21 protein-coding genes are annotated in these 16,295 nt (G+C 71.2%); 14 read left to right on the top strand and 7 right to left on the bottom strand.

Annotation, left to right across the window (positions count from 1 at the left end; translation table 11 throughout):
* Positions 1-194: 194 nt before the first annotated feature.
* Complete coding sequence (locus OHB44_RS28315) at positions 195-716, top strand: DUF6232 family protein (RefSeq protein ID WP_238684509.1); 522 nt, start codon at positions 195-197, stop codon at positions 714-716.
* A gap of 52 nt (positions 717-768) precedes the next feature.
* Here OHB44_RS28315 and OHB44_RS28310 read toward each other — a convergent pair whose 3' ends face one another.
* Positions 769-1,098: a DUF3817 domain-containing protein gene (locus OHB44_RS28310; RefSeq protein WP_238684510.1), complete on the bottom strand. Its 330-nt coding sequence runs from the start codon at positions 1,096-1,098 to the stop codon at positions 769-771.
* Between the two features lie 25 nt (positions 1,099-1,123).
* Positions 1,124-1,546, bottom strand: a complete 423-nt coding sequence (locus OHB44_RS28305) for a hypothetical protein (RefSeq protein ID WP_330438853.1) — start codon at positions 1,544-1,546, stop codon at positions 1,124-1,126.
* A gap of 131 nt (positions 1,547-1,677) precedes the next feature.
* Here OHB44_RS28305 and OHB44_RS28300 point away from each other — a divergent pair, with 131 nt between their 5' ends.
* From OHB44_RS28300 to OHB44_RS28290, 3 genes are read left to right on the top strand one after another with little or no spacing between them, the layout of a single operon-like run.
* Positions 1,678-2,019 (top strand): DUF6158 family protein, encoded by a 342-nt coding sequence (locus OHB44_RS28300; protein WP_372488318.1) that lies wholly within the window; start codon positions 1,678-1,680, stop codon positions 2,017-2,019.
* Positions 2,019-2,357 (top strand): SRPBCC family protein, encoded by a 339-nt coding sequence (locus OHB44_RS28295; RefSeq protein ID WP_238678168.1) that lies wholly within the window; start codon positions 2,019-2,021, stop codon positions 2,355-2,357. The genes OHB44_RS28300 and OHB44_RS28295 overlap by 1 nt, the downstream gene beginning before the upstream one ends.
* A gap of 53 nt (positions 2,358-2,410) precedes the next feature.
* Complete coding sequence (locus OHB44_RS28290; protein WP_330438852.1) at positions 2,411-2,953, top strand: DUF1360 domain-containing protein; 543 nt, start codon at positions 2,411-2,413, stop codon at positions 2,951-2,953.
* Positions 2,954-3,008: 55 nt separating this feature from the next.
* On the opposite strand, the gene OHB44_RS28285 is transcribed toward OHB44_RS28290, so the two are convergent.
* The 3 genes from OHB44_RS28285 to OHB44_RS28275 form a co-directional block, all read right to left on the bottom strand.
* Positions 3,009-3,203 (bottom strand): hypothetical protein, encoded by a 195-nt coding sequence (locus tag OHB44_RS28285; RefSeq protein WP_091405645.1) that lies wholly within the window; start codon positions 3,201-3,203, stop codon positions 3,009-3,011.
* A gap of 49 nt (positions 3,204-3,252) precedes the next feature.
* Positions 3,253-3,486, bottom strand: a complete 234-nt coding sequence (locus OHB44_RS28280) for a hypothetical protein (RefSeq protein ID WP_274531013.1) — start codon at positions 3,484-3,486, stop codon at positions 3,253-3,255.
* Positions 3,487-3,984: 498 nt separating this feature from the next.
* Positions 3,985-5,079, bottom strand: a complete 1,095-nt coding sequence (locus tag OHB44_RS28275) for a 3-deoxy-7-phosphoheptulonate synthase (RefSeq protein ID WP_238685500.1) — start codon at positions 5,077-5,079, stop codon at positions 3,985-3,987.
* 273 nt (positions 5,080-5,352) lie between these two features.
* Here OHB44_RS28275 and OHB44_RS28270 point away from each other — a divergent pair, with 273 nt between their 5' ends.
* A complete protein-coding gene (locus OHB44_RS28270; RefSeq protein ID WP_238685499.1) occupies positions 5,353-5,571 on the top strand; it encodes a hypothetical protein in 219 nt (72 codons plus the stop codon).
* Here the strand turns inward: OHB44_RS28270 and OHB44_RS28265 are convergent.
* Positions 5,538-6,287 carry a phosphodiesterase gene (locus OHB44_RS28265; RefSeq protein WP_330438851.1) on the bottom strand — a complete coding sequence of 250 codons (750 nt, stop codon included), beginning with the start codon at positions 6,285-6,287 and terminating at the stop codon, positions 5,538-5,540. The genes OHB44_RS28270 and OHB44_RS28265 overlap by 34 nt on opposite strands.
* Positions 6,288-6,390: 103 nt before the next feature.
* Between OHB44_RS28265 and OHB44_RS28260 the strand changes: the two genes are divergently transcribed.
* From OHB44_RS28260 to OHB44_RS28245, 4 genes are all read left to right on the top strand, one after another.
* The gene (locus OHB44_RS28260) at positions 6,391-7,680 is read left to right on the top strand and encodes a M16 family metallopeptidase (protein WP_238685497.1); all 1,290 of its coding nucleotides are present in this window, start codon (positions 6,391-6,393) and stop codon (positions 7,678-7,680) included.
* On the top strand, positions 7,677-9,014 hold the full coding sequence (locus OHB44_RS28255; protein ID WP_238685496.1) for a M16 family metallopeptidase: 1,338 nt from the start codon (positions 7,677-7,679) through the stop codon (positions 9,012-9,014). The genes OHB44_RS28260 and OHB44_RS28255 overlap by 4 nt, the downstream gene beginning before the upstream one ends.
* A gap of 163 nt (positions 9,015-9,177) precedes the next feature.
* Entirely contained in the window at positions 9,178-10,203 is a 1,026-nt protein-coding gene (locus OHB44_RS28250; protein ID WP_196919411.1) for an aspartate-semialdehyde dehydrogenase, read from the top strand.
* Between the two features lie 155 nt (positions 10,204-10,358).
* Positions 10,359-10,799, top strand: a complete 441-nt coding sequence (locus OHB44_RS28245; RefSeq protein WP_330441289.1) for a PPOX class F420-dependent oxidoreductase — start codon at positions 10,359-10,361, stop codon at positions 10,797-10,799.
* A gap of 29 nt (positions 10,800-10,828) precedes the next feature.
* Here OHB44_RS28245 and OHB44_RS28240 read toward each other — a convergent pair whose 3' ends face one another.
* The gene (locus OHB44_RS28240) at positions 10,829-11,410 is read right to left on the bottom strand and encodes a nucleotidyltransferase family protein (RefSeq protein WP_330438850.1); all 582 of its coding nucleotides are present in this window, start codon (positions 11,408-11,410) and stop codon (positions 10,829-10,831) included.
* A 113-nt stretch (positions 11,411-11,523) separates the two neighbouring features.
* On the opposite strand from OHB44_RS28240, the gene OHB44_RS28235 reads away from it, so the two are divergent.
* From OHB44_RS28235 to OHB44_RS28215, 5 genes are all read left to right on the top strand, one after another.
* Positions 11,524-12,207 (top strand): TMEM175 family protein, encoded by a 684-nt coding sequence (locus tag OHB44_RS28235; RefSeq protein ID WP_238685494.1) that lies wholly within the window; start codon positions 11,524-11,526, stop codon positions 12,205-12,207.
* Positions 12,208-12,281: 74 nt separating this feature from the next.
* Positions 12,282-12,698, top strand: coding sequence for a CBS domain-containing protein (locus tag OHB44_RS28230; RefSeq protein ID WP_091405600.1), 417 nt, complete (start codon positions 12,282-12,284; stop codon positions 12,696-12,698).
* A gap of 293 nt (positions 12,699-12,991) precedes the next feature.
* Positions 12,992-13,363: an SCP2 sterol-binding domain-containing protein gene (locus tag OHB44_RS28225; protein ID WP_238685493.1), complete on the top strand. Its 372-nt coding sequence runs from the start codon at positions 12,992-12,994 to the stop codon at positions 13,361-13,363.
* The gene (locus OHB44_RS28220) at positions 13,363-15,423 is read left to right on the top strand and encodes an amylo-alpha-1,6-glucosidase (RefSeq protein WP_238685492.1); all 2,061 of its coding nucleotides are present in this window, start codon (positions 13,363-13,365) and stop codon (positions 15,421-15,423) included. Before OHB44_RS28225 ends, OHB44_RS28220 begins: the two co-directional genes overlap by 1 nt.
* A gap of 95 nt (positions 15,424-15,518) precedes the next feature.
* On the top strand, positions 15,519-16,271 hold the full coding sequence (locus OHB44_RS28215; protein ID WP_330438849.1) for a lysophospholipid acyltransferase family protein: 753 nt from the start codon (positions 15,519-15,521) through the stop codon (positions 16,269-16,271).
* Positions 16,272-16,295: the final 24 nt, after the last annotated feature.

The following is a 16,295-nucleotide window of genomic DNA, read 5'->3' as shown; positions in this document are numbered from 1 at the left end:
ACCGATAAAAGCTGAAATGGATGCGGTTTCTCGGCGATGTCACCCAGTGGTGGCGAGCTGTCGGGACCCGGTAAATGCCCAGGTCCACTGGCGGCGCCGCAACACAATGAAGTCCGGAGCCGGGAATCCCGTCAACAGGCAGCGATGAATCGCCGACGGGGCCACTCGGCCAACCGTCCCCTTCGGGAGGAACCGTGAATCGTGAAGGCGCAAAGACGCGACCCCCGCGAACGGTGCCGGGCGCTCGGTCGACCCTGCTGTACGCGCGGCCCGGCATCATCGTGACCGTCGACAGGTTCACCGTCGGTCGGAACAGTTACCGGATCGCCGACCTGACCCATCTGCGTACCACCCGGGGTCCGCACGACCGGATCGCCGTCCGGGCCGTGGTCATCACCGCCAGCATGCTCGGCGGTGTGGGGGTGCTCCTCGGCTTCACCGGCGGTCTGCACCGCCTCACCGCCGGGGCGTACCTGATCCTCGGCGCGGTGTTCCTGCTCCCGGCCGCTCTCGCCCTGGTCGGCGATCGCTGGCGCCCACCACCGCACGAACTGTGGGGGTGGTACCAGGGCTCGGAGGTGCTGCTGTTCAGCGCCGACGACGAACGGCAGTTCGGCCAGGTCACCCGGTCGCTGCTGCGGGCCCGGGAGGTCAACCGCTACGGCAGTTGGGTCGACCCGCTCGCCGGAGCGGACCCGTGGCGGCCCAACCGATGACCCGACGGCGGTGGGCCGGAGCCGCATTGGGCCCACCGGCCGTCCAGCAAGCTCAGCGGGCGATCGGCTCCGGAGTCCGTGCCTGCTGCGGCGCGGCCACCCAGGCGCTGACCCGGCGCTCGGCGTAGAACGAGACGAACGGCACCGTGCCGGCCAGCATCACCAGCAGCATCCGCTTCAGCGGCCAGTCGGCTCGGCGGCTCAGGTCGAACGCGGCCACCAGGTAGATCATGTAGAGGAAGCCGTGCGCCGGCCCGATGGTCTCCACGACGACCGGGTTGTCGAACGCGTACTTCAGCGGCATGCCGATCACGACCAGCAGGATCAGCACCACGCCCACGATCCAGGCGATCACGCGGTACCGAGTAAGGGCAGCGCCCACCTTCGTCCGTCCTTCCGAGCCCGGCTCAGCCGGGATAGTCACCGGGCCGGGCGCCCGGATTGGCGTTCAACCATGACAGGTAGTGGTTGTAGGCGGCCAGATCGGTGTCCTCGGCGACATCGCCGGTGGCAGGTACCCGGGACACCCGCACCGGGCGGCGTACCGCCGGTCGGGACCCGGTGGTGACCGTCGGCGCCGGCTCGACGGCCGGATCCGCGGGCGGCGCGTCGGCCTCCGCCGCCTTGCGGCGGGCCAGCTTCACCTCACGCCACCAGACGTACACCACGAAGCCGGCGAAGATCGGCCACTCGACCGCGTACCCCCAGCTCAGGCTGTTGCCGGCGGTGGCCCGGCTGATCTGCCACCAGCCCAGCCCGAGAAAGCCCACGACCAGCACGACCATGGCCACGTGGCGTGCGATCCACGCCGGGGTCCAGAGCCGCCTCATGACATTGAGGGTACCGGGGGCGCTACCGGTCTCCGACACCGTGTCGTAGTCGTCGCCTCGCCGGCTTGGTTTGGCATCACCGCGCCTGGGCAATCGTCTAGACGCCAGCCCAAACGAGATCAAGGGGGGCGATCATGACCGGATCGGTACGTGGGGACGGCTTTGCGTCCAGCGGCAGTGCGGATATGAGCCCGGAGCAGCGGGTGCCCGAGTGGGGCGGCGATCAGCTCGGCGACCCGGCCGGCGCTCCCGGCCTCGACGGCGACCTGCTCGGCATCGACCCGACGGAGCTGACCGACGAGGACCTGATCCGCGAGATGCACAGCCTGCACCGCACCCGTCTGGACACGCTGCGGCACGCGGCGGACTCCGCACTCGCGAACCACCTGCGGCGCACGGCGGAGCTGGAGACCGAGTACCTGGCCCGCCACCCGGGTCGCGAGGTCGATCCCAGCCGCCTGCGGGACGCGTGATGCCGGCGCGCGCCGTGCGCGGCATGTCCGCGCCACCCGAGGTGGTCTTCAGCACGGCCACCGACCCCGACCGTGCCTCGGCCTGGCTGCCGGAGCCGCTGCGCGGAGACGGCAGCCCCGCCGCGGAGATCAGTGGTGAGGAGCTGCGCGCCCGCTGGGGCGACGGCGACGCCGACGACTGGTCCGCCGAAATCCGGGTGGAGCCGGCGGATTCCGGTGGTGCCCGGATCCAACTCGACCTCGCCGACGGGTCCGGCGGGCCCGGTCCGGACCAGTTGGCCGACGAGGCGCTCACCAACCTGGCACGCGAGGTCGCCGACAACCTCCAGGCCGGCTGAGCCGGCCGCGCGGGACGTCGTTCCCGCACCACCACGACAGTTGAGGAGATCGGGTGAGCGACACTGGCCTGCGACAGAAGGCGGCCCGGCTGCGCCGGGCGTACGCGCCGCACGAGCACCGGCCGCTCGGCGGCTACCTGGTGGCGATGGGCGCCTACGCCGGGGTGACCGTGGCTCTCGCCGGTCTGGTCAAGGCGACCGGCCGTCCGGTGCCGGAGCGTCCCGCGCCGTCCGACGTGGTGCTGCTCTCCATCGCCACGCACAAACTGAGCCGGTTGCTGTCGAAGGACGCGGTGACCAGCCCGTTGCGGGCCCCGTTCACCCGCTATGACCGTCCGATCGGCAGCGGCGAGGTGATGGAGCAGGTGCGCGACTCGGGCAGCCCCACCCGGCACGCCATCGGCGAGCTGCTGAGCTGCCCGTTCTGCCTGGCGGTCTGGGTGGCCACCGGGCTGACCGGTGGCCTGGTGCTCGCGCCCCGGCTCACCCGCCTGGTGGCCACCGCGCTGACGGCGGTCGCCGCGTCCGACTTCCTCCAGATGGCGTACGCGACGGCTCAACAGGCCGCCGAGGGTGGGCACCAGGACGACGACTGACCAGCGGGACGGGAAAGGGGGGCCGGCAGACACCGGCCCCCCTTTCGCGTACGCCTCAACGTTGCATGCCGGACCAACCGTGCGGCGACTCCGGCTCCCGTTCGTCCTCGTCCGCCCCGGTGATGATGTCCCGATCCACCGCCGTGCGGTCGTGCTCGTTGGCGAAGTCCGGCTCGGGTGTGGTGTCCCTGCCCTTCGGGGGCTGACCCAGCGCCGGCACCTTCTCGTCGTGGTCCTCGTGGTGCGTCATGTCGATGTCCCTCCTGCGGTCATTCACGCGATGGCGCCGCCCAGGTCGCTCAGCCGATGGAACCGCCTAGCAGGTCGCTGGCCTCGTCCACCGCGTACTCGCCCTCGGGAAGCGCGTCGATGCGGGCGAGCAGGTCCGGTGGAAGCTCGGCGGCCACCGCCCGGCGATAGATCTCCGCCTGGGTGACCCGCTCCTGCGCCCGGAAGATGTCGTCGAGCAGGTCGTCGAGGGCCTGGGTGTCCGGCTCGCCGGCCACAGATGCGTCGTCGGTCACGTCGATCAGCTACCCGGGGCGGAATCGGTCAAACGTCACCCCGGTGGCGGCCTGCGCTCTCGGTCGACAGCTCCGCGAATCCTCCTTTGCTCTGCACCCGCCCAGGCGACAGTCACGCTCGGTAGGTGGTGCGCGGGCGGGTGCAGAGCAAAGGGCGGGGGCAGAGCAAAGGGCGGGGGCAGAGCAAAGGGCGGGGGCAGAGCAAAGGGAGGCAACGACGTAGCGGGGCGAAGGAGGGCGAGGGTGATGTTGCTCGGCCCTCTCGGCCAGGCCGCGTCCGTCCGCTGGTGTTCGCCGAATACAGACAGCGCCGCCCCCGGCCTTGTGGGCCGGGGGCGGCGCTGGTGTCGGTGTGCAGGTCGCCTCTCGGCGAGTGGCACTACGCGGCTCCAGCCGGACGGTATTCCGCGAAGGCTATTTAGGTGAGGCCCGGGGACACTGGACACACCGACACCCCAGTCAACGAGCCGACCCCCGCTCGTGTTCCGCGGGCAGCGGTGTCGGCTGTCACACCGTCGTCGGCAGGGTGGCCCGGCGGGCCCGCACGGCCGAGGCGAGGTGGTCGAGCACCTCGGCGGTGTCGTCCCAGCCCAGGCAGGCGTCGGTGACCGACCGGCCGTACTCCAGCTCCCGGGTCGGGTCGAGTTCCTGCCGGCCGGGCAGCAGGAAGGACTCCAGCATCACGCCGGTGATACCCCGCTGGCCGGCGGCCATCTGGGCGGCCACGTCCGCGGCGACCAGCGGCTGGTTGCGGTGGTCCTTGCCGCTGTTGGCGTGACTGGCGTCGATCACCAGCCGCTCCGGCAGGTCGGCGGCGCGGAGCAGGTCGAGTGCCCCGGCGACTGACCCGGCGTCGTAGTTGGGCCGGCCGCCCCCACCGCGCAACACCAGGTGCCCGTCGGTGTTGCCCCGGGTGTGCAGGATCGCCGGGGTGCCGGAGAAGTCGATGCCGGGGAAGACGTGCGGCACCCCGGCGGCGCGGATCGCGTCCACGGCCGTGCCGATGCTGCCGTCCGGGCGGTTCTTCATGCCGATCGGCATGGACAGGCCGGAGGCGAGCTGGCGGTGCACCTGGCTCTCCACGGTGCGGGCACCGATCGCGCCCCAGGCCACCGTGTCCGCGATGTACTGCGGGGTGATCGGGTCGAGGAACTCGCAACCCACCGGCAGGCCGAGGCGGAGCACGTCGAGCAGCAGCGCACGGGCCAGCCGCAGACCGGTGTTGACGTCCCCACTGCCGTCCAGGCCGGGATCGTTGATCAGGCCCTTCCAACCGACAGTCGAGCGCGGCTTCTCGAAGTAGACCCGCATGACGATCAGCAGGTCGTCGGCGAGCCGGTCGGCAGCCGTCCGAAGGCGCTGCGCGTAGTCCAGGGCGGCGGCCGGGTCATGCACCGAGCAGGGACCGACCACCACCAGCAGGCGGTCGTCCTCGCGGTCCAGCACGCGACCGACCGCGCGGCGGCCGGTCAACACGGCCGACGCGAGCGGGGCGTCCAGGGGTAACTCGTGGTGCAGCAGGGCGGGCGTGGTCAGCGGCACGACACGGTCGATTCGCTGATCGCTGACCCGATCAGTCTCCGGGGTCGTCACGGTGGGCATCCTTCCGCCGACCGTGCCCGGGGCCGGTGCCCGGGACGAGCCGGCTGCTCGTACGCAAAAGGGCAGGAACGACAGCTCCTGCCCGGCCGGCTCGGTCTGTGGTGACGTCAGTTCATAGTGAAGTCACCGGCGTGCGAGCCGGCTGCCTAAACCATCGATAGGAACGCGTCACCGGGCCAGCGTACCCGACCAAACGGGGTCTCCCGTCCTGTCGTCCCAAGATGCGGGGCGAAGATCGCGTGCCGGGGGCGCGGTCGGGGTAACAGGGGTGCCATGACACACGAGCAGAGCGATCAGGACCGGGTGGAGTCCCGCGCGCACCACCTCCTGCCCGAGGAGAGGGCGGTGGGCAGCGACGACCCGGAGGCGCAGGCGGAGGCCATCCTCGCCGACTCGGACATCCGCGAGGCGGACCAGAACGCCGCCCCGGACACGGTGCTGGAGCGTCGTACCTCGGATCAGACAGTGGTGGCGGTCGAACCGCCGGACTGAGCTGTCGCCCCACGGGCCCGGCGCGACCCCCGGTAGGTCTGGTCTCGCAGCCAGGCCAGCGGACCTGCCACCCGCAGTGCGGGTGGCAGGTTGCGCACCGGGTCGAACGCGAGCGCCGCGTCCTCCTCGGCGCTGAGCTGGGCACCGAGGAGGACCTGCCCGACCAGCCGCCACGGCCCCACCGCCGACGCGACCGCGAGCACCAGACGCGGGGTGTCCGTCCGGGTCACGGCGGCCGCCGTGGCCAGGCTGCGACCGAGGTCGGCCGAGTCGGGGTCGGCCAGCGCGGCCAGCCAGAGGCGGCGCCGACCCGCGCGGTAGCACGTGATCGTGCTGTACGTGCCCGTGAAGCGGCGTCGGGGCAGCGGCAGGTTCCGCAGCACCGGGGCCGCGCCGCTGGAGCTGACCAGCAGGTCGAACGGCCGGCCGTCGCCGCGGTGCAGGCGCAGCGCGAGGCCAAGAACGTCCGGCCAACTGCCGGGCGTGGGCGTCCCCTTGGAGAGCCGGATGCTGGTCCGGTACCGGCCGGGGCGGTCCAGCAGAGCGACACCGGTTGGCGGTCCGGGCGTACCCCAGATCACCGTCTCGCCGACGAACGAGCGACCGGCCGGATGCAGCAACCGGCCACGGCGCAGCCGGCCGAGTGCCGTGCTGGCGCGTTCGACGGCGGTGGCGGCCCGGCCGGCGGCCCGGGACGGAGGCGGGGTCACGGTCATTGCTTCCCGGTACCCCGCGCGGCGGCTCCGATGCCGCCCGGGTCGGCTCGCCGACCGACGGCACGTCACCTTTCCGCCTCCGAGATCGGATAGCGTCGGGGGCATGCCCGACAGCGGTTACCCCTGGCCCATTCAGACGTCCCGACTGGACAACGGCCTGCGCGTGGTGGTGAGTGAGGATCGCACCGCGCCCGCCGTGGCCGTCAACCTCTGGTACGACGTCGGCTCCCGGCACGAGCCGGCTGGGCAGACCGGTTTCGCCCACCTCTTCGAGCACCTGATGTTCGAGGGTTCGGTGAACGTGGCGAAGACCGAGCACATGAAGCTGATCCAGGGCTCCGGCGGCTCGCTCAACGCCACCACCAACCCGGACCGGACCAACTATTTCGAGACGGTTCCGGCCGAGCACCTGGAGCTGGCGCTCTGGTTGGAGGCCGACCGGATGGGCGGCCTGGTCCCCGCCCTCACCCAGGAGACGCTGGACAACCAGCGGGACGTGGTGAAGAACGAACGCCGGCAGCGCTACGAGAACGTGCCATACGGCGACGCCTGGCTGCGGTTGCTTCCGCTGCTCTACCCGCCGGGACACCCCTACCACCACGCGACGATCGGTTCGATGGCCGACCTGAATGCCGCCGACCTGGCCACCTTCCAGGCGTTCCACCAGACCTACTACGCGCCGAACAACGCGGTGCTGACAGTGGTCGGCGACGCCACCGCCTCCGACGTGTTCGCGCTCGCCGACAAGTACTTCGGCGCGCTGCCCGCCCGCGACGACATCCCGCCGGCACCGGACGGCCGCGACGTCCCCGTCACCGGGCAGACAGCCGTCGAGTCGGTGAGCGCCGACGTGCCGGCGCCACGGGTCTACATCGCCCACCGCAGCTACCCGTTCGGCAGCCCGGGATACAACGTGATCACCGTGCTCGCCACCATCCTGGGCAGCGGCCGGGGCAGCCGGCTCTACCAGCGCCTCGCCGACGGCGAGCGGATCGCGCAACCGGACCTGGTCGGGGCGTACGGGGTGGACCTCGCACACGCCCCGGCACCGCTGATCGCCACCGCCACCGCCCGCCCCGGGGTGAGCGCCGAGCGGCTGGCCGAAGGGCTGGCCGAGGTCATCGACGAGCTGGCCACAGTGCCGGTCACCGCCGCCGAGCTGGATCGGGCCAAGGCGTTGCTCAGCACCGGGTGGTGGCGTCAGCTGTCCACCGTCGACGGCCGCGCGGACCTGCTCGGCCGGTACACCACGCAGTTCGGTGACCCGGCCCGCATCGCCGAGCAGTTGCCGGCCCTGCTCGCGGTCACCGCCGAGCAGATCGCCGAGGCAGCCGCCGAGGTGCTCGCCACCGACCGGGTGACCCTGACCTACCTGCCCGAGGAGACCTCATGACGCTGATCGCCGACCGTCCCGGCCCGGGTGCCGCCCGCCCGTACCGGTTCCCGCCGGTGGTCCGCCGCGCCGTGGCCGGTGGTCAGGTCGTCGCCGCGCACCTGCCGGGGCAGAACCTCGCCGTGGCCCTGCTGCTGCTCGACGTGGGCGCGGGCCAGGAGCCGGTCGGCAAGGAGGGGCTGTCCGGTGTGCTGGCCAAGGCGCTGGAGGAGGGGACCGCGCAGCGGGACGCCGCCGCGTACGCGCTCGCCGTCGAGGGGCTCGGCACCGCGTTGTCGACCGGTCTGGACTGGGACTCGTTCCAGGCCAGCGTGGTGATCCCGGTGGACCGGCTGAGCGCGGCCGTGGAACTGCTCGCCGAGGCGGTCCGGACGCCCAGGCTCGACCCCGCCGACGTACGTCGGGTCCGCGACGACGAGGCGACCGCGCTCCGGATGGACTGGGCCAACCCCGGGCCGCGCGCCGATGCCGCGCTGCGGGCCGACCTGTTCGGCGCGCAGAACCGCTGGGGGCGGCCGATGCACGGCGACCCGGAGTCGGTCGCCGGGTTGGACGTGGAGGACGTGACCGTCTTCCACTCGGAGTGGTTCCTCCGCCCCGGCACCCTGATCGTCGCCGGTGACCTGGACCGGATCGACCTGGACGCGCTGGCCGCCGCGGCGTTCGCCGGCACCGGTGGTGGCCCCACCGAACGGGGCGGTCCCATCGAGGTGCCGCTGCACGGCGGTCGGCGGATCATCCTGGTGGACCGACCCGGATCGGTGCAGTCCACGCTGCGGCTGGGCCACCCGTCGCCACACCGGGCGCACCCCGACCACGTGCCGATGACGCTCGCCGGCACTGTGCTCGGCGGGGCGTTCACCTCCCGACTCAACCACCTGCTGCGGGAGGTGCACGGCTACACCTACGGCATCCGGGGCGACTTCGCCGCGTCGCGGCGGTTCGGTCGGTTCGCTGTCAGTTCCGGCGTGCAGACGGCGGTCACCGCGCCGGCCCTGGTCGAGGCGGTGGGCGAGATCACCCGTACCCAGGCCACCGGGGTGACCGAGGAGGAGCTGGAGGTGGCCCGCTCCTGGCGGGCCGGGCAGCTCTCGGTCGAATTGCAGAGCCCCCGGGCGATCGCCTCCGCGCTGACCACCCTGGTGGTGCACGACCTGCCGGACGACTACCACGCGCGGTTGCGCGAGTCGCTGCTCTCCGCCGACGTGGACCAGGTCTCGGCGGCGGCAGCCACCCACCTGCACCCGGAAGCTCTGACCCTGGTCATCGAGGGCGACGCCGCGGTGATCCGCGACGACCTGCAAGCCACCGCCCTGGGAGATCTCCTCCCCTGACCCGCACCGGACGAACGCCGTTGATCAAGAGGTTTGCGTCATCCGGAGCACGGTTTCTGACGCGAATCTCTTGATCGACAGATGTAGGGCGGGGTGTGAGGTGGGACCCGGGGGGTGGGAAAGGGGTCCCGGTTTCGGGGGTGGGGTCGGTAGCCTCGCGGGCATGAGGATCGGCATTGTGGGGGCCACCGGCCAGGTCGGTGGCGTGATGCGGCAGGTGCTGGCGGAGCGGGAGTTCCCAGCGGAGCAGGTGCGGTTGTTCGCCTCGGCGCGGTCCGCCGGGCGTACGCTGCCGTGGCGCGACGGCGAGGTGACAGTCGAGGACGCCGCGACCGCCGACTATTCCGAGCTGGACATCGTGCTCTTCTCGGCCGGTAAGGGCACCGCTCGCGAGTTGGCGCCCCGGGTCGCCGAGGCCGGCGCCGTGGTGATCGACAACTCGTCGGCGTTCCGGATGGACCCGCAGGTGCCGCTGGTGGTCGCCGAGGTCAACCCGCACGCCGCCCTGGACCGGCCCAAGGGCATCATCGCCAACCCGAACTGCACCACGATGGCCGCGATGCCGGTGCTGCGTCCGTTGCACGCCGAGGCCGGCCTGGTCGGCCTGGTCGTCTCCACCTACCAGGCGGTCTCCGGCGCCGGGCTGGCCGGCGTCGCCGAGCTGGACGAGCAGGTCCGCAAGGTGGCCGAGCACGCCGCCGGGCTGGCCTTCGACGGGTCGGCAGTCGAGTTCCCCGCGCCCCGCTCGTTCACCCAGCCGATCGCCTTCAACGTCCTCCCGCTCGCCGGTTCGATCGTCGACGACGGCTCCTTCGAGACGGACGAGGAGCAGAAGCTCCGCAACGAGAGCCGCAAGATCCTGGAGATCCCCGACCTGTTGGTCTCCGGCACCTGCGTCCGGGTGCCGGTCTTCACCGGGCACTCGCTCCAGATCAACGCCCGGTTCGCCCGGCCGCTCACCCCGCAGCGCGCCCACGAACTGCTGGCCGACGCGCCCGGGGTGGCACTGACCGACGTCCCGACCCCGTTGCAGGCCGCCGGCCAGGACCCGACCTACGTGGGCCGGATCCGCGCCGACGAGACCGTCGAGTACGGGCTGGCGCTGTTCTGCTCCAACGACAACCTGCGCAAGGGCGCAGCGCTGAACGCTGTGCAACTCGCCGAACTGGTCGCCGCAGAGCGCCGCTGACCGGCACGGTTGCCGAAACACCGAGCCCTCGCCGTCCGTCGGCGAGGGCTCGGTGCCGATGCGGGTGGTCGCCCCGCCGTTCGGGTGGTCGCCCGCGGCGGCCGGCAGGTCGTGCTTGGATGGGTCGGAGACGATCGTCCAACCTGGAGGACACCATGCCGGATGACCGCACCCAGCAGGCGTTGACCGATCTGGTGGCCGGCCGCTCGATGGGCGTGCTCGCCACCATCAAGCGAGACGGGCGTCCGCAGCTGTCCACGGTGCTCTACTCCTTCGACCGGGACGCGGGCCTGATCCGGGTCTCGGTCACCGACGGCCGCGCCAAGACCGCCAACCTGCGCCGCGACCCGCGTGGCAGCTTCCACGTGAGCAGCGAGGACGGTTGGGCGTACGCGGTGGTCGAGGGTCGCGCCGAACTCAGCCGGCCGGCGACCGAACTCGGCGACGAGACTGTCGAGGAGTTGGTGGCGCTCTACCGAGGGCTCAGCGGCGAACACCCCGACTGGGACGAGTACCGCCAGGCAATGGTCGACGAGGGACGGATCGTGTTACGCCTGCACGTCGAGCGGATCTACGGGATGCCGCCCCGAGGCTGACCCGCCCAAGGGAGACCGCCCGCAGCCGATCAGCCCGGCTCGATCACTGTCACGCCGGGCCAGCGCTGCGCCGGGCGGTGCCGGGCCAACCGCTGCCGCGACCGGTCCACATCCACCCGAGCCGGGTTGTGCCGCCACACCCCGACCAGCAGATCCGTCAGGCCGTACGGGGCGCAGACCGTGAGTCGGCCGGCCGGGTCCAGGCGGACGGCCACGGCTGTCGCGTACTCCGGCCAGGTGGCGACCGCCTCGGCCACGCTTCGGTACGGCTCGATCGGGTCGCCGCCGAACTTGGCCGCGTACCAGGTGTGCACCGCCGCCTGGTTGCGCGCCTGCCACGGCGGCTGCGGCCACATTCCCGCCAGTAGCGCGGTGGCCCGGTCGTCGTCGACGCGGGTCAGCCTCGCCGGGTCGAAGAAGACCACGTCCACGTCGCGGACCCGCGCCGGGTCGAACCCGTGGCCGTATCGCTCGCCCCAGACCAGGTCACGCAGGGCGCCCGCGCCGATCCAGGCGTCCGGCAGCCCGGAATCACGCACCACTGTCAGCGCCCGGGTCAGCCATTCGCTGCCGGCGACCAGGTCCCGCAGCTCCTCCTCGCCCGTCATCATCCGCCCACGGTAGGCAGCGGAGTCGACGTGCGCCGCCGTGGGCGGGTGTGCCGCCCGTCGACGGGTATACCGCGCTGATCTGCCGTTGCGGGACGTCGGGGAGGGGATGGGCGATGGGCGCGGGAACGAGCAGCGACGAGACCCGTCCCGGTGGGCCGCCCCTGCGGCGGGAAACCTCCCGGCTGTTGTCGTTCAGCGACGGGGTCTTCGCCATCATCATCACGCTGCTGGTGCTCGACCTCCAGCCTCCCCGGGTCGGCCGCGGTCAGATGCTGCACGCGCTGGTCGAGCAGTGGCCCGCGTACCTCGCCTATGTCACGTCGTACGTGTACGTGGCGGTGGGCTGGCTGAACCACCGAGCCGCCTTCAACCGGGTGATGAACAGCGGAAAGGCCCTCCAGTGGTACAACCTCGCAGTGCTGTTCAGCACCGCGCTGCTGCCGTTCGCCACCTCGGTCGTCTCGCAGGCCATGCGGGACGGCGACCAGGCCGACCAGCGGACCGGCGTGGTCGTCTACGGTCTGGTCGGGGTGCTGGTCTCGGTGAGCTGGTTGGGGCTGTACCACTACCTCGCCCGGCATCACGATCTGCTGGACCAGACGGTGCCGCTTCGGTTCTTCCCGGCCGAACGGGCCCGGGCCGCGGTCGGCCTCCTGGGGTACGCGCTGGCGATCCTGGTCGGATTCGTGACCAGCCCGCTGTTCGCGCTGGTGATCTTCCTGCTGCTGCCGGTGTTCTACAGCCTGACCAGCAGCGGCCTCTACGAACTTCGACGCCTGCGACACCCGCGCGGATAGGCCGGGGCCGTCGGCGTTACCCCCTCCCGGGCGGCGGGTAGACGGGCCGTGCCGAACACCGAGAGGGGAGCACCATGACAACGGTCGGAGAGTTCATGACGACCCGGTTGGTGACGATGGACGGCAACGACACGCTCATCGCCGCCGCGCAGGAGATGCGCGACAGCGCGATAGGTGATGTGGTGGTGACCGACGGCGACAGTGTCGTCGGCATCGTCACGGACCGGGACATCACGGTCCGAGGTGTCGCGGAGAACATGGACCCGGGCTCGACCCGGTTGAGTCAAATCACCACTCGCGACGTGATCACGGTGAGTCAGTACGACGATGCCGTGGCCGCCGCGGACCTGATGCGGACGTACGCCGTACGCCGACTTCCGGTGATCGACGACGGGCGCCTGATCGGCCTGGTGTCGATGGGTGACCTCGCTGTCGAGCGCGAACCGCAGTCGGTCCTGGCCGACATCAGCGCCGACGACCCGAACAACTGACCCGTCCGCCGCGGCGCGCGCCGGCTCTCCCGTCCGGGAGGGCCGGCGCTGTGGCGTCTCCACCCCTTCGGTGATCAAGAGGTTCGCGTCACGACACGCCGGAAGCGATGACGCAAAGCTCTTGATCACCGGCGCAGGGCGGGGTGGGTGATCAAGGTCGGGTCACCCGAATTGGGCGAGGTTGGCCGGGGGAGTGGCGGGGACCCGTGCGGGGACGTGCAACGCCGGCCATCCGTGCGACGCGAGCGCGGTGGGTGGGATCCCCGGCCCGGCAACTGGGAGGAGTGGACCCGATGGTGGACGCGACCACGAGGTTCTTCGAGGACCTGGACCGGCGGGGGTACGAACCCCTGCTGGCCAAGACCTCCGGGACGCTGCGGATCGACCTGCACGAGGGGGCGCAGACCCGGCACTGGCTGCTGAGGATCGACCACGGCCGGCTGAACGTCAGTCAGGAGGACCAGGAGGCCGACACGGTGATCGGCGCGAGCCCGGTCCTCTTCGACGACATCGCCTCGGGGCGTGAGCACGGCCTGGCGGCGCTGTTGCGGGGGGACATGACGGTGTCCGGTGACGCTCGTCTCGTCGTACAGGTGGAGCGGATCTTTCCGGGTTCCCCGGACGCCCGTGGGCCGCGTCGGCGATTCTCCGGGGAGGTGCACTGATGGGGCAGAGCAACACGATCCGGATCCTGGACGGCAACACGTTCGTCGTCTGCGAGGACACCGGTGACATCGAGGCGACGCCGAGCGAGCCCACCGGGCTGTTCTCCATCGACACCCGGTTCCTGTCGACGTGGGTGCTGACGGTCAACGGTGAGCGACTCAACTCGCTCTCCTACGACGACCTGCAGTACTTCGAGTCGCGATTCTTCCTGGTCCCGGGGATGGCCACGCACTACGTGGACGCGAAGCTGTCGATCATCCGGGAGCGCACAGTGGGCGGCAGCTTCTGTGAGCAGTTGACCATCCTCAACCACGACGAGAAGCCCGTCGACCTGGAAGTCCGGATGGACGCGGCGTCGGACTTCGCCGACCTGTTCCAGGTCAAGGACGAGATCCTGAACAAGAAGGGCGAGATCTACACCGAGGTGGAGTCGGACCGGCTGCGGCTCGGGTACCGGCGGGGAAACTTCCAGCGGGAGACGATCATCTCGTCGTCGATGTCGGCCCGCTACGACAGCAAGGGCTTCGCGTACACGGTGCACCTGGAGCCCAACGAGCAGTGGGATGCCTCGATCGACGTGCAGACCCACGCGGTCGGGCCCGGCGGCCGGGACCTGCGGTTCGGGCTGCGCAAACACGGCACCGAGCGGCTCGCCCTCCAGCACGACCTGGAGAAGTGGATCGCCGACGCACCGAAGGTCAACAGTGAGCACGGCCGGGTGGCCAGCACGTACCGGCGCAGTCTGATCGACCTGGCGGCGCTGCGTTTCTCGCCACTGTCGCTGGGCGGCGCCACCCTGCCCGCCGCCGGTCTGCCCTGGTTCATGACCATGTTCGGCCGGGACAGCATCCTCACCTGCCTACAGACGCTGCCGTTCACCCCGCAGTTGTCGAAGACGACGCTGCGCATCCTGGCGTCGTTGCAGGGCAGCCGGTTCGACGACTTCCGGGACGAGGACCCGGGGCGCATCCTGCACGAGATGCGCTACGGCGAGACCGCGGCCTTCGAGGAGCAGCCCCACTCGCCGTACTACGGCTCGGTCGACGCGACGCCGCTGTTCATCGTGCTGCTCGACGAGTACGAGCGGTGGAGCGGGGACGTCGCGCTGGTCAAGGAGCTGGAGCAGGAGTCCCGGGCGGCGCTGAGGTGGATCGACAACTACGCCGACCTGGTCGGCACCGGCTACATCTGGTACGAGCGACGCAACACCGACACCGGCCTGGAGAACCAGTGCTGGAAGGACTCCTGGGACTCGATCTCCTACTCCGACGGCACGCTGCCGCCGTTCCCACGGGCCACCTGCGAGGTGCAGGGGTACGCGTACGACGCGAAGGTCCGCGCGGCCCGGTTGGCGCGCGAGTTCTGGGGTGACCCGGAGTTCGCCGACCAGTTGGAGCGGGAGGCGGCAGAGCTGAAGGAACGGTTCAACAGGGACTGGTGGGTGGACGACGGGGAGTACTTCGCCCTGGCCCTGGACCCGGACGGCCGGCAGTGCGACATCCTCAGCTCCAACATCGGCCACCTGCTGTGGAGCGGGATCGTCGAACCCGAGCGGGCGGAGAAGCTCGCCGCGCACCTGGTCGGGCCGCGGCTCTTCTCCGGCTGGGGGGTGCGCACCCTCGCCGAGGGGGAGGCCCGCTACAACCCCATCGGCTACCACAACGGCACGATCTGGCCGTTCGACAACTCGTTCATCGCCTGGGGTCTGCGCCGCTACGGCTTCGCCGAGGAGGCCGCGACCATCGCCAACGGCATCCTGGACGCGGCCACGTACTTCGACGGCCGGTTGCCGGAGGCGTTCGGCGGCTACCCGCGGGAGTTGACCAAGTTCCCGGTGGAGTACCCGACGGCGTGCAGCCCGCAGGCCTGGTCGACTGGTACGCCGCTGTTGCTGCTGCGCACCATGCTCGGTCTGGAGCCGCACGAGGGTCACCTGGCGGTCGAGCCGCGGCTGCCGGTGGGGATGGGTCGCATCGAGGTGCTGGACATCCCCGGTCGTTGGGGGCGGGTGGACGCGTTCGCCCGGGGTCGACTGGACCTGAACAAACTCTCCGACTGACCGGCTGGACCGCCGGGCCGGCGGTGGCGCGCCATCCGCGTCGCCGCCGGTCCGCCACCCAGCCGATCCCCAGCCGGTCAGGGTAGATTCTGCGAATGCCGGAGCTCGTGTACCCGCCCGTTATCGCCGCCGCCAAGACGCTGTTCCGGGTCCTCGACCTGAAGATCACGATCGAGGGCGCCCACCACGTACCCCGCACGGGCGGGGCGGTGCTGGCCAGCAACCATGTGAGCTACCTCGACTTCATCTTCGCCGGTCTGGGCGCGAACGCGTCGGGTCGGCTGGTCCGCTTCATGGCCAAGGATTCGGTCTTCACGCACAAGATCTCCGGCCCGCTGATGCGCGGGATGCGGCACATTCCGGTGGACCGGCAGGCCGGCGCGGCCTCGTTCCGCGCCGCCGTGGGCGCGCTCAAGCAGGGCGAGGTCGTCGGCGTCTTCCCCGAGGCGACGATCAGCCGGTCGTTCACCGTCAAGGAGCTCAAGAGCGGCACGGTCCGGATGGCCCGCTCGGCCAAGGTGCCTGTGCTGCCTGTCGCGTTGTGGGGCACCCAGCGCCTCTGGACCAAGGGCCGCCCGCGCACCCTGACCCGCCGGCACACGCCGATCACCATCCTGATCGGCGAGCCGATCAACCCGGCGGACTTCCCGGACCCGAACGTGCTGGCCGCCGAGCTGACCTCCCGGCTCAGCGCCCTCGTCGACCGGGCGCAGCGGGATTATCCGGACACCCCGGCAGGCCCGGACGACACCTGGTGGCAGCCCGCGCACCTGGGCGGCAGCGCGCCCACACCGGAGGAGGCCGCCGCTCTGGACGCCGCCGCCGAACACCGCGCCCCCACGCCGTAGTTGGCCGGATCGTTCCGCACCTGG

Source organism: Micromonospora sp. NBC_00821 (assembly GCF_036347035.1).
GTDB lineage: Bacteria > Actinomycetota > Actinomycetes > Mycobacteriales > Micromonosporaceae > Micromonospora > Micromonospora hortensis.
This window is presented reverse-complemented; position numbering and strand designations above follow the sequence as displayed.

What these genes read in the sequence shown, in the direction of transcription:
- OHB44_RS28305 (WP_330438853.1), bottom strand. Translation starts at nt 1,546, where the DNA reads ATGAGGCGGCTCTGGACCCCGGCGTGGATCGCACGCCACGTGGCCATG.
- OHB44_RS28295 (WP_238678168.1), top strand. Translation starts at nt 2,019, where the DNA reads ATGCCGGCGCGCGCCGTGCGCGGCATGTCCGCGCCACCCGAGGTGGTC.
- OHB44_RS28285 (WP_091405645.1), bottom strand. Translation starts at nt 3,203, where the DNA reads ATGACGCACCACGAGGACCACGACGAGAAGGTGCCGGCGCTGGGTCAG.
- OHB44_RS28275 (WP_238685500.1), bottom strand. Translation starts at nt 5,079, where the DNA reads ATGCCCACCGTGACGACCCCGGAGACTGATCGGGTCAGCGATCAGCGA.
- OHB44_RS28270 (WP_238685499.1), top strand. Translation starts at nt 5,353, where the DNA reads ATGACACACGAGCAGAGCGATCAGGACCGGGTGGAGTCCCGCGCGCAC.
- OHB44_RS28265 (WP_330438851.1), bottom strand. Translation starts at nt 6,287, where the DNA reads ATGACCGTGACCCCGCCTCCGTCCCGGGCCGCCGGCCGGGCCGCCACC.
- OHB44_RS28260 (WP_238685497.1), top strand. Translation starts at nt 6,391, where the DNA reads ATGCCCGACAGCGGTTACCCCTGGCCCATTCAGACGTCCCGACTGGAC.
- OHB44_RS28255 (WP_238685496.1), top strand. Translation starts at nt 7,677, where the DNA reads ATGACGCTGATCGCCGACCGTCCCGGCCCGGGTGCCGCCCGCCCGTAC.
- OHB44_RS28250 (WP_196919411.1), top strand. Translation starts at nt 9,178, where the DNA reads ATGAGGATCGGCATTGTGGGGGCCACCGGCCAGGTCGGTGGCGTGATG.
- OHB44_RS28245 (WP_330441289.1), top strand. Translation starts at nt 10,359, where the DNA reads ATGCCGGATGACCGCACCCAGCAGGCGTTGACCGATCTGGTGGCCGGC.
- OHB44_RS28240 (WP_330438850.1), bottom strand. Translation starts at nt 11,410, where the DNA reads ATGATGACGGGCGAGGAGGAGCTGCGGGACCTGGTCGCCGGCAGCGAA.
- OHB44_RS28235 (WP_238685494.1), top strand. Translation starts at nt 11,524, where the DNA reads ATGGGCGCGGGAACGAGCAGCGACGAGACCCGTCCCGGTGGGCCGCCC.
- OHB44_RS28230 (WP_091405600.1), top strand. Translation starts at nt 12,282, where the DNA reads ATGACAACGGTCGGAGAGTTCATGACGACCCGGTTGGTGACGATGGAC.
- OHB44_RS28225 (WP_238685493.1), top strand. Translation starts at nt 12,992, where the DNA reads ATGGTGGACGCGACCACGAGGTTCTTCGAGGACCTGGACCGGCGGGGG.
- OHB44_RS28220 (WP_238685492.1), top strand. Translation starts at nt 13,363, where the DNA reads ATGGGGCAGAGCAACACGATCCGGATCCTGGACGGCAACACGTTCGTC.
- OHB44_RS28215 (WP_330438849.1), top strand. Translation starts at nt 15,519, where the DNA reads ATGCCGGAGCTCGTGTACCCGCCCGTTATCGCCGCCGCCAAGACGCTG.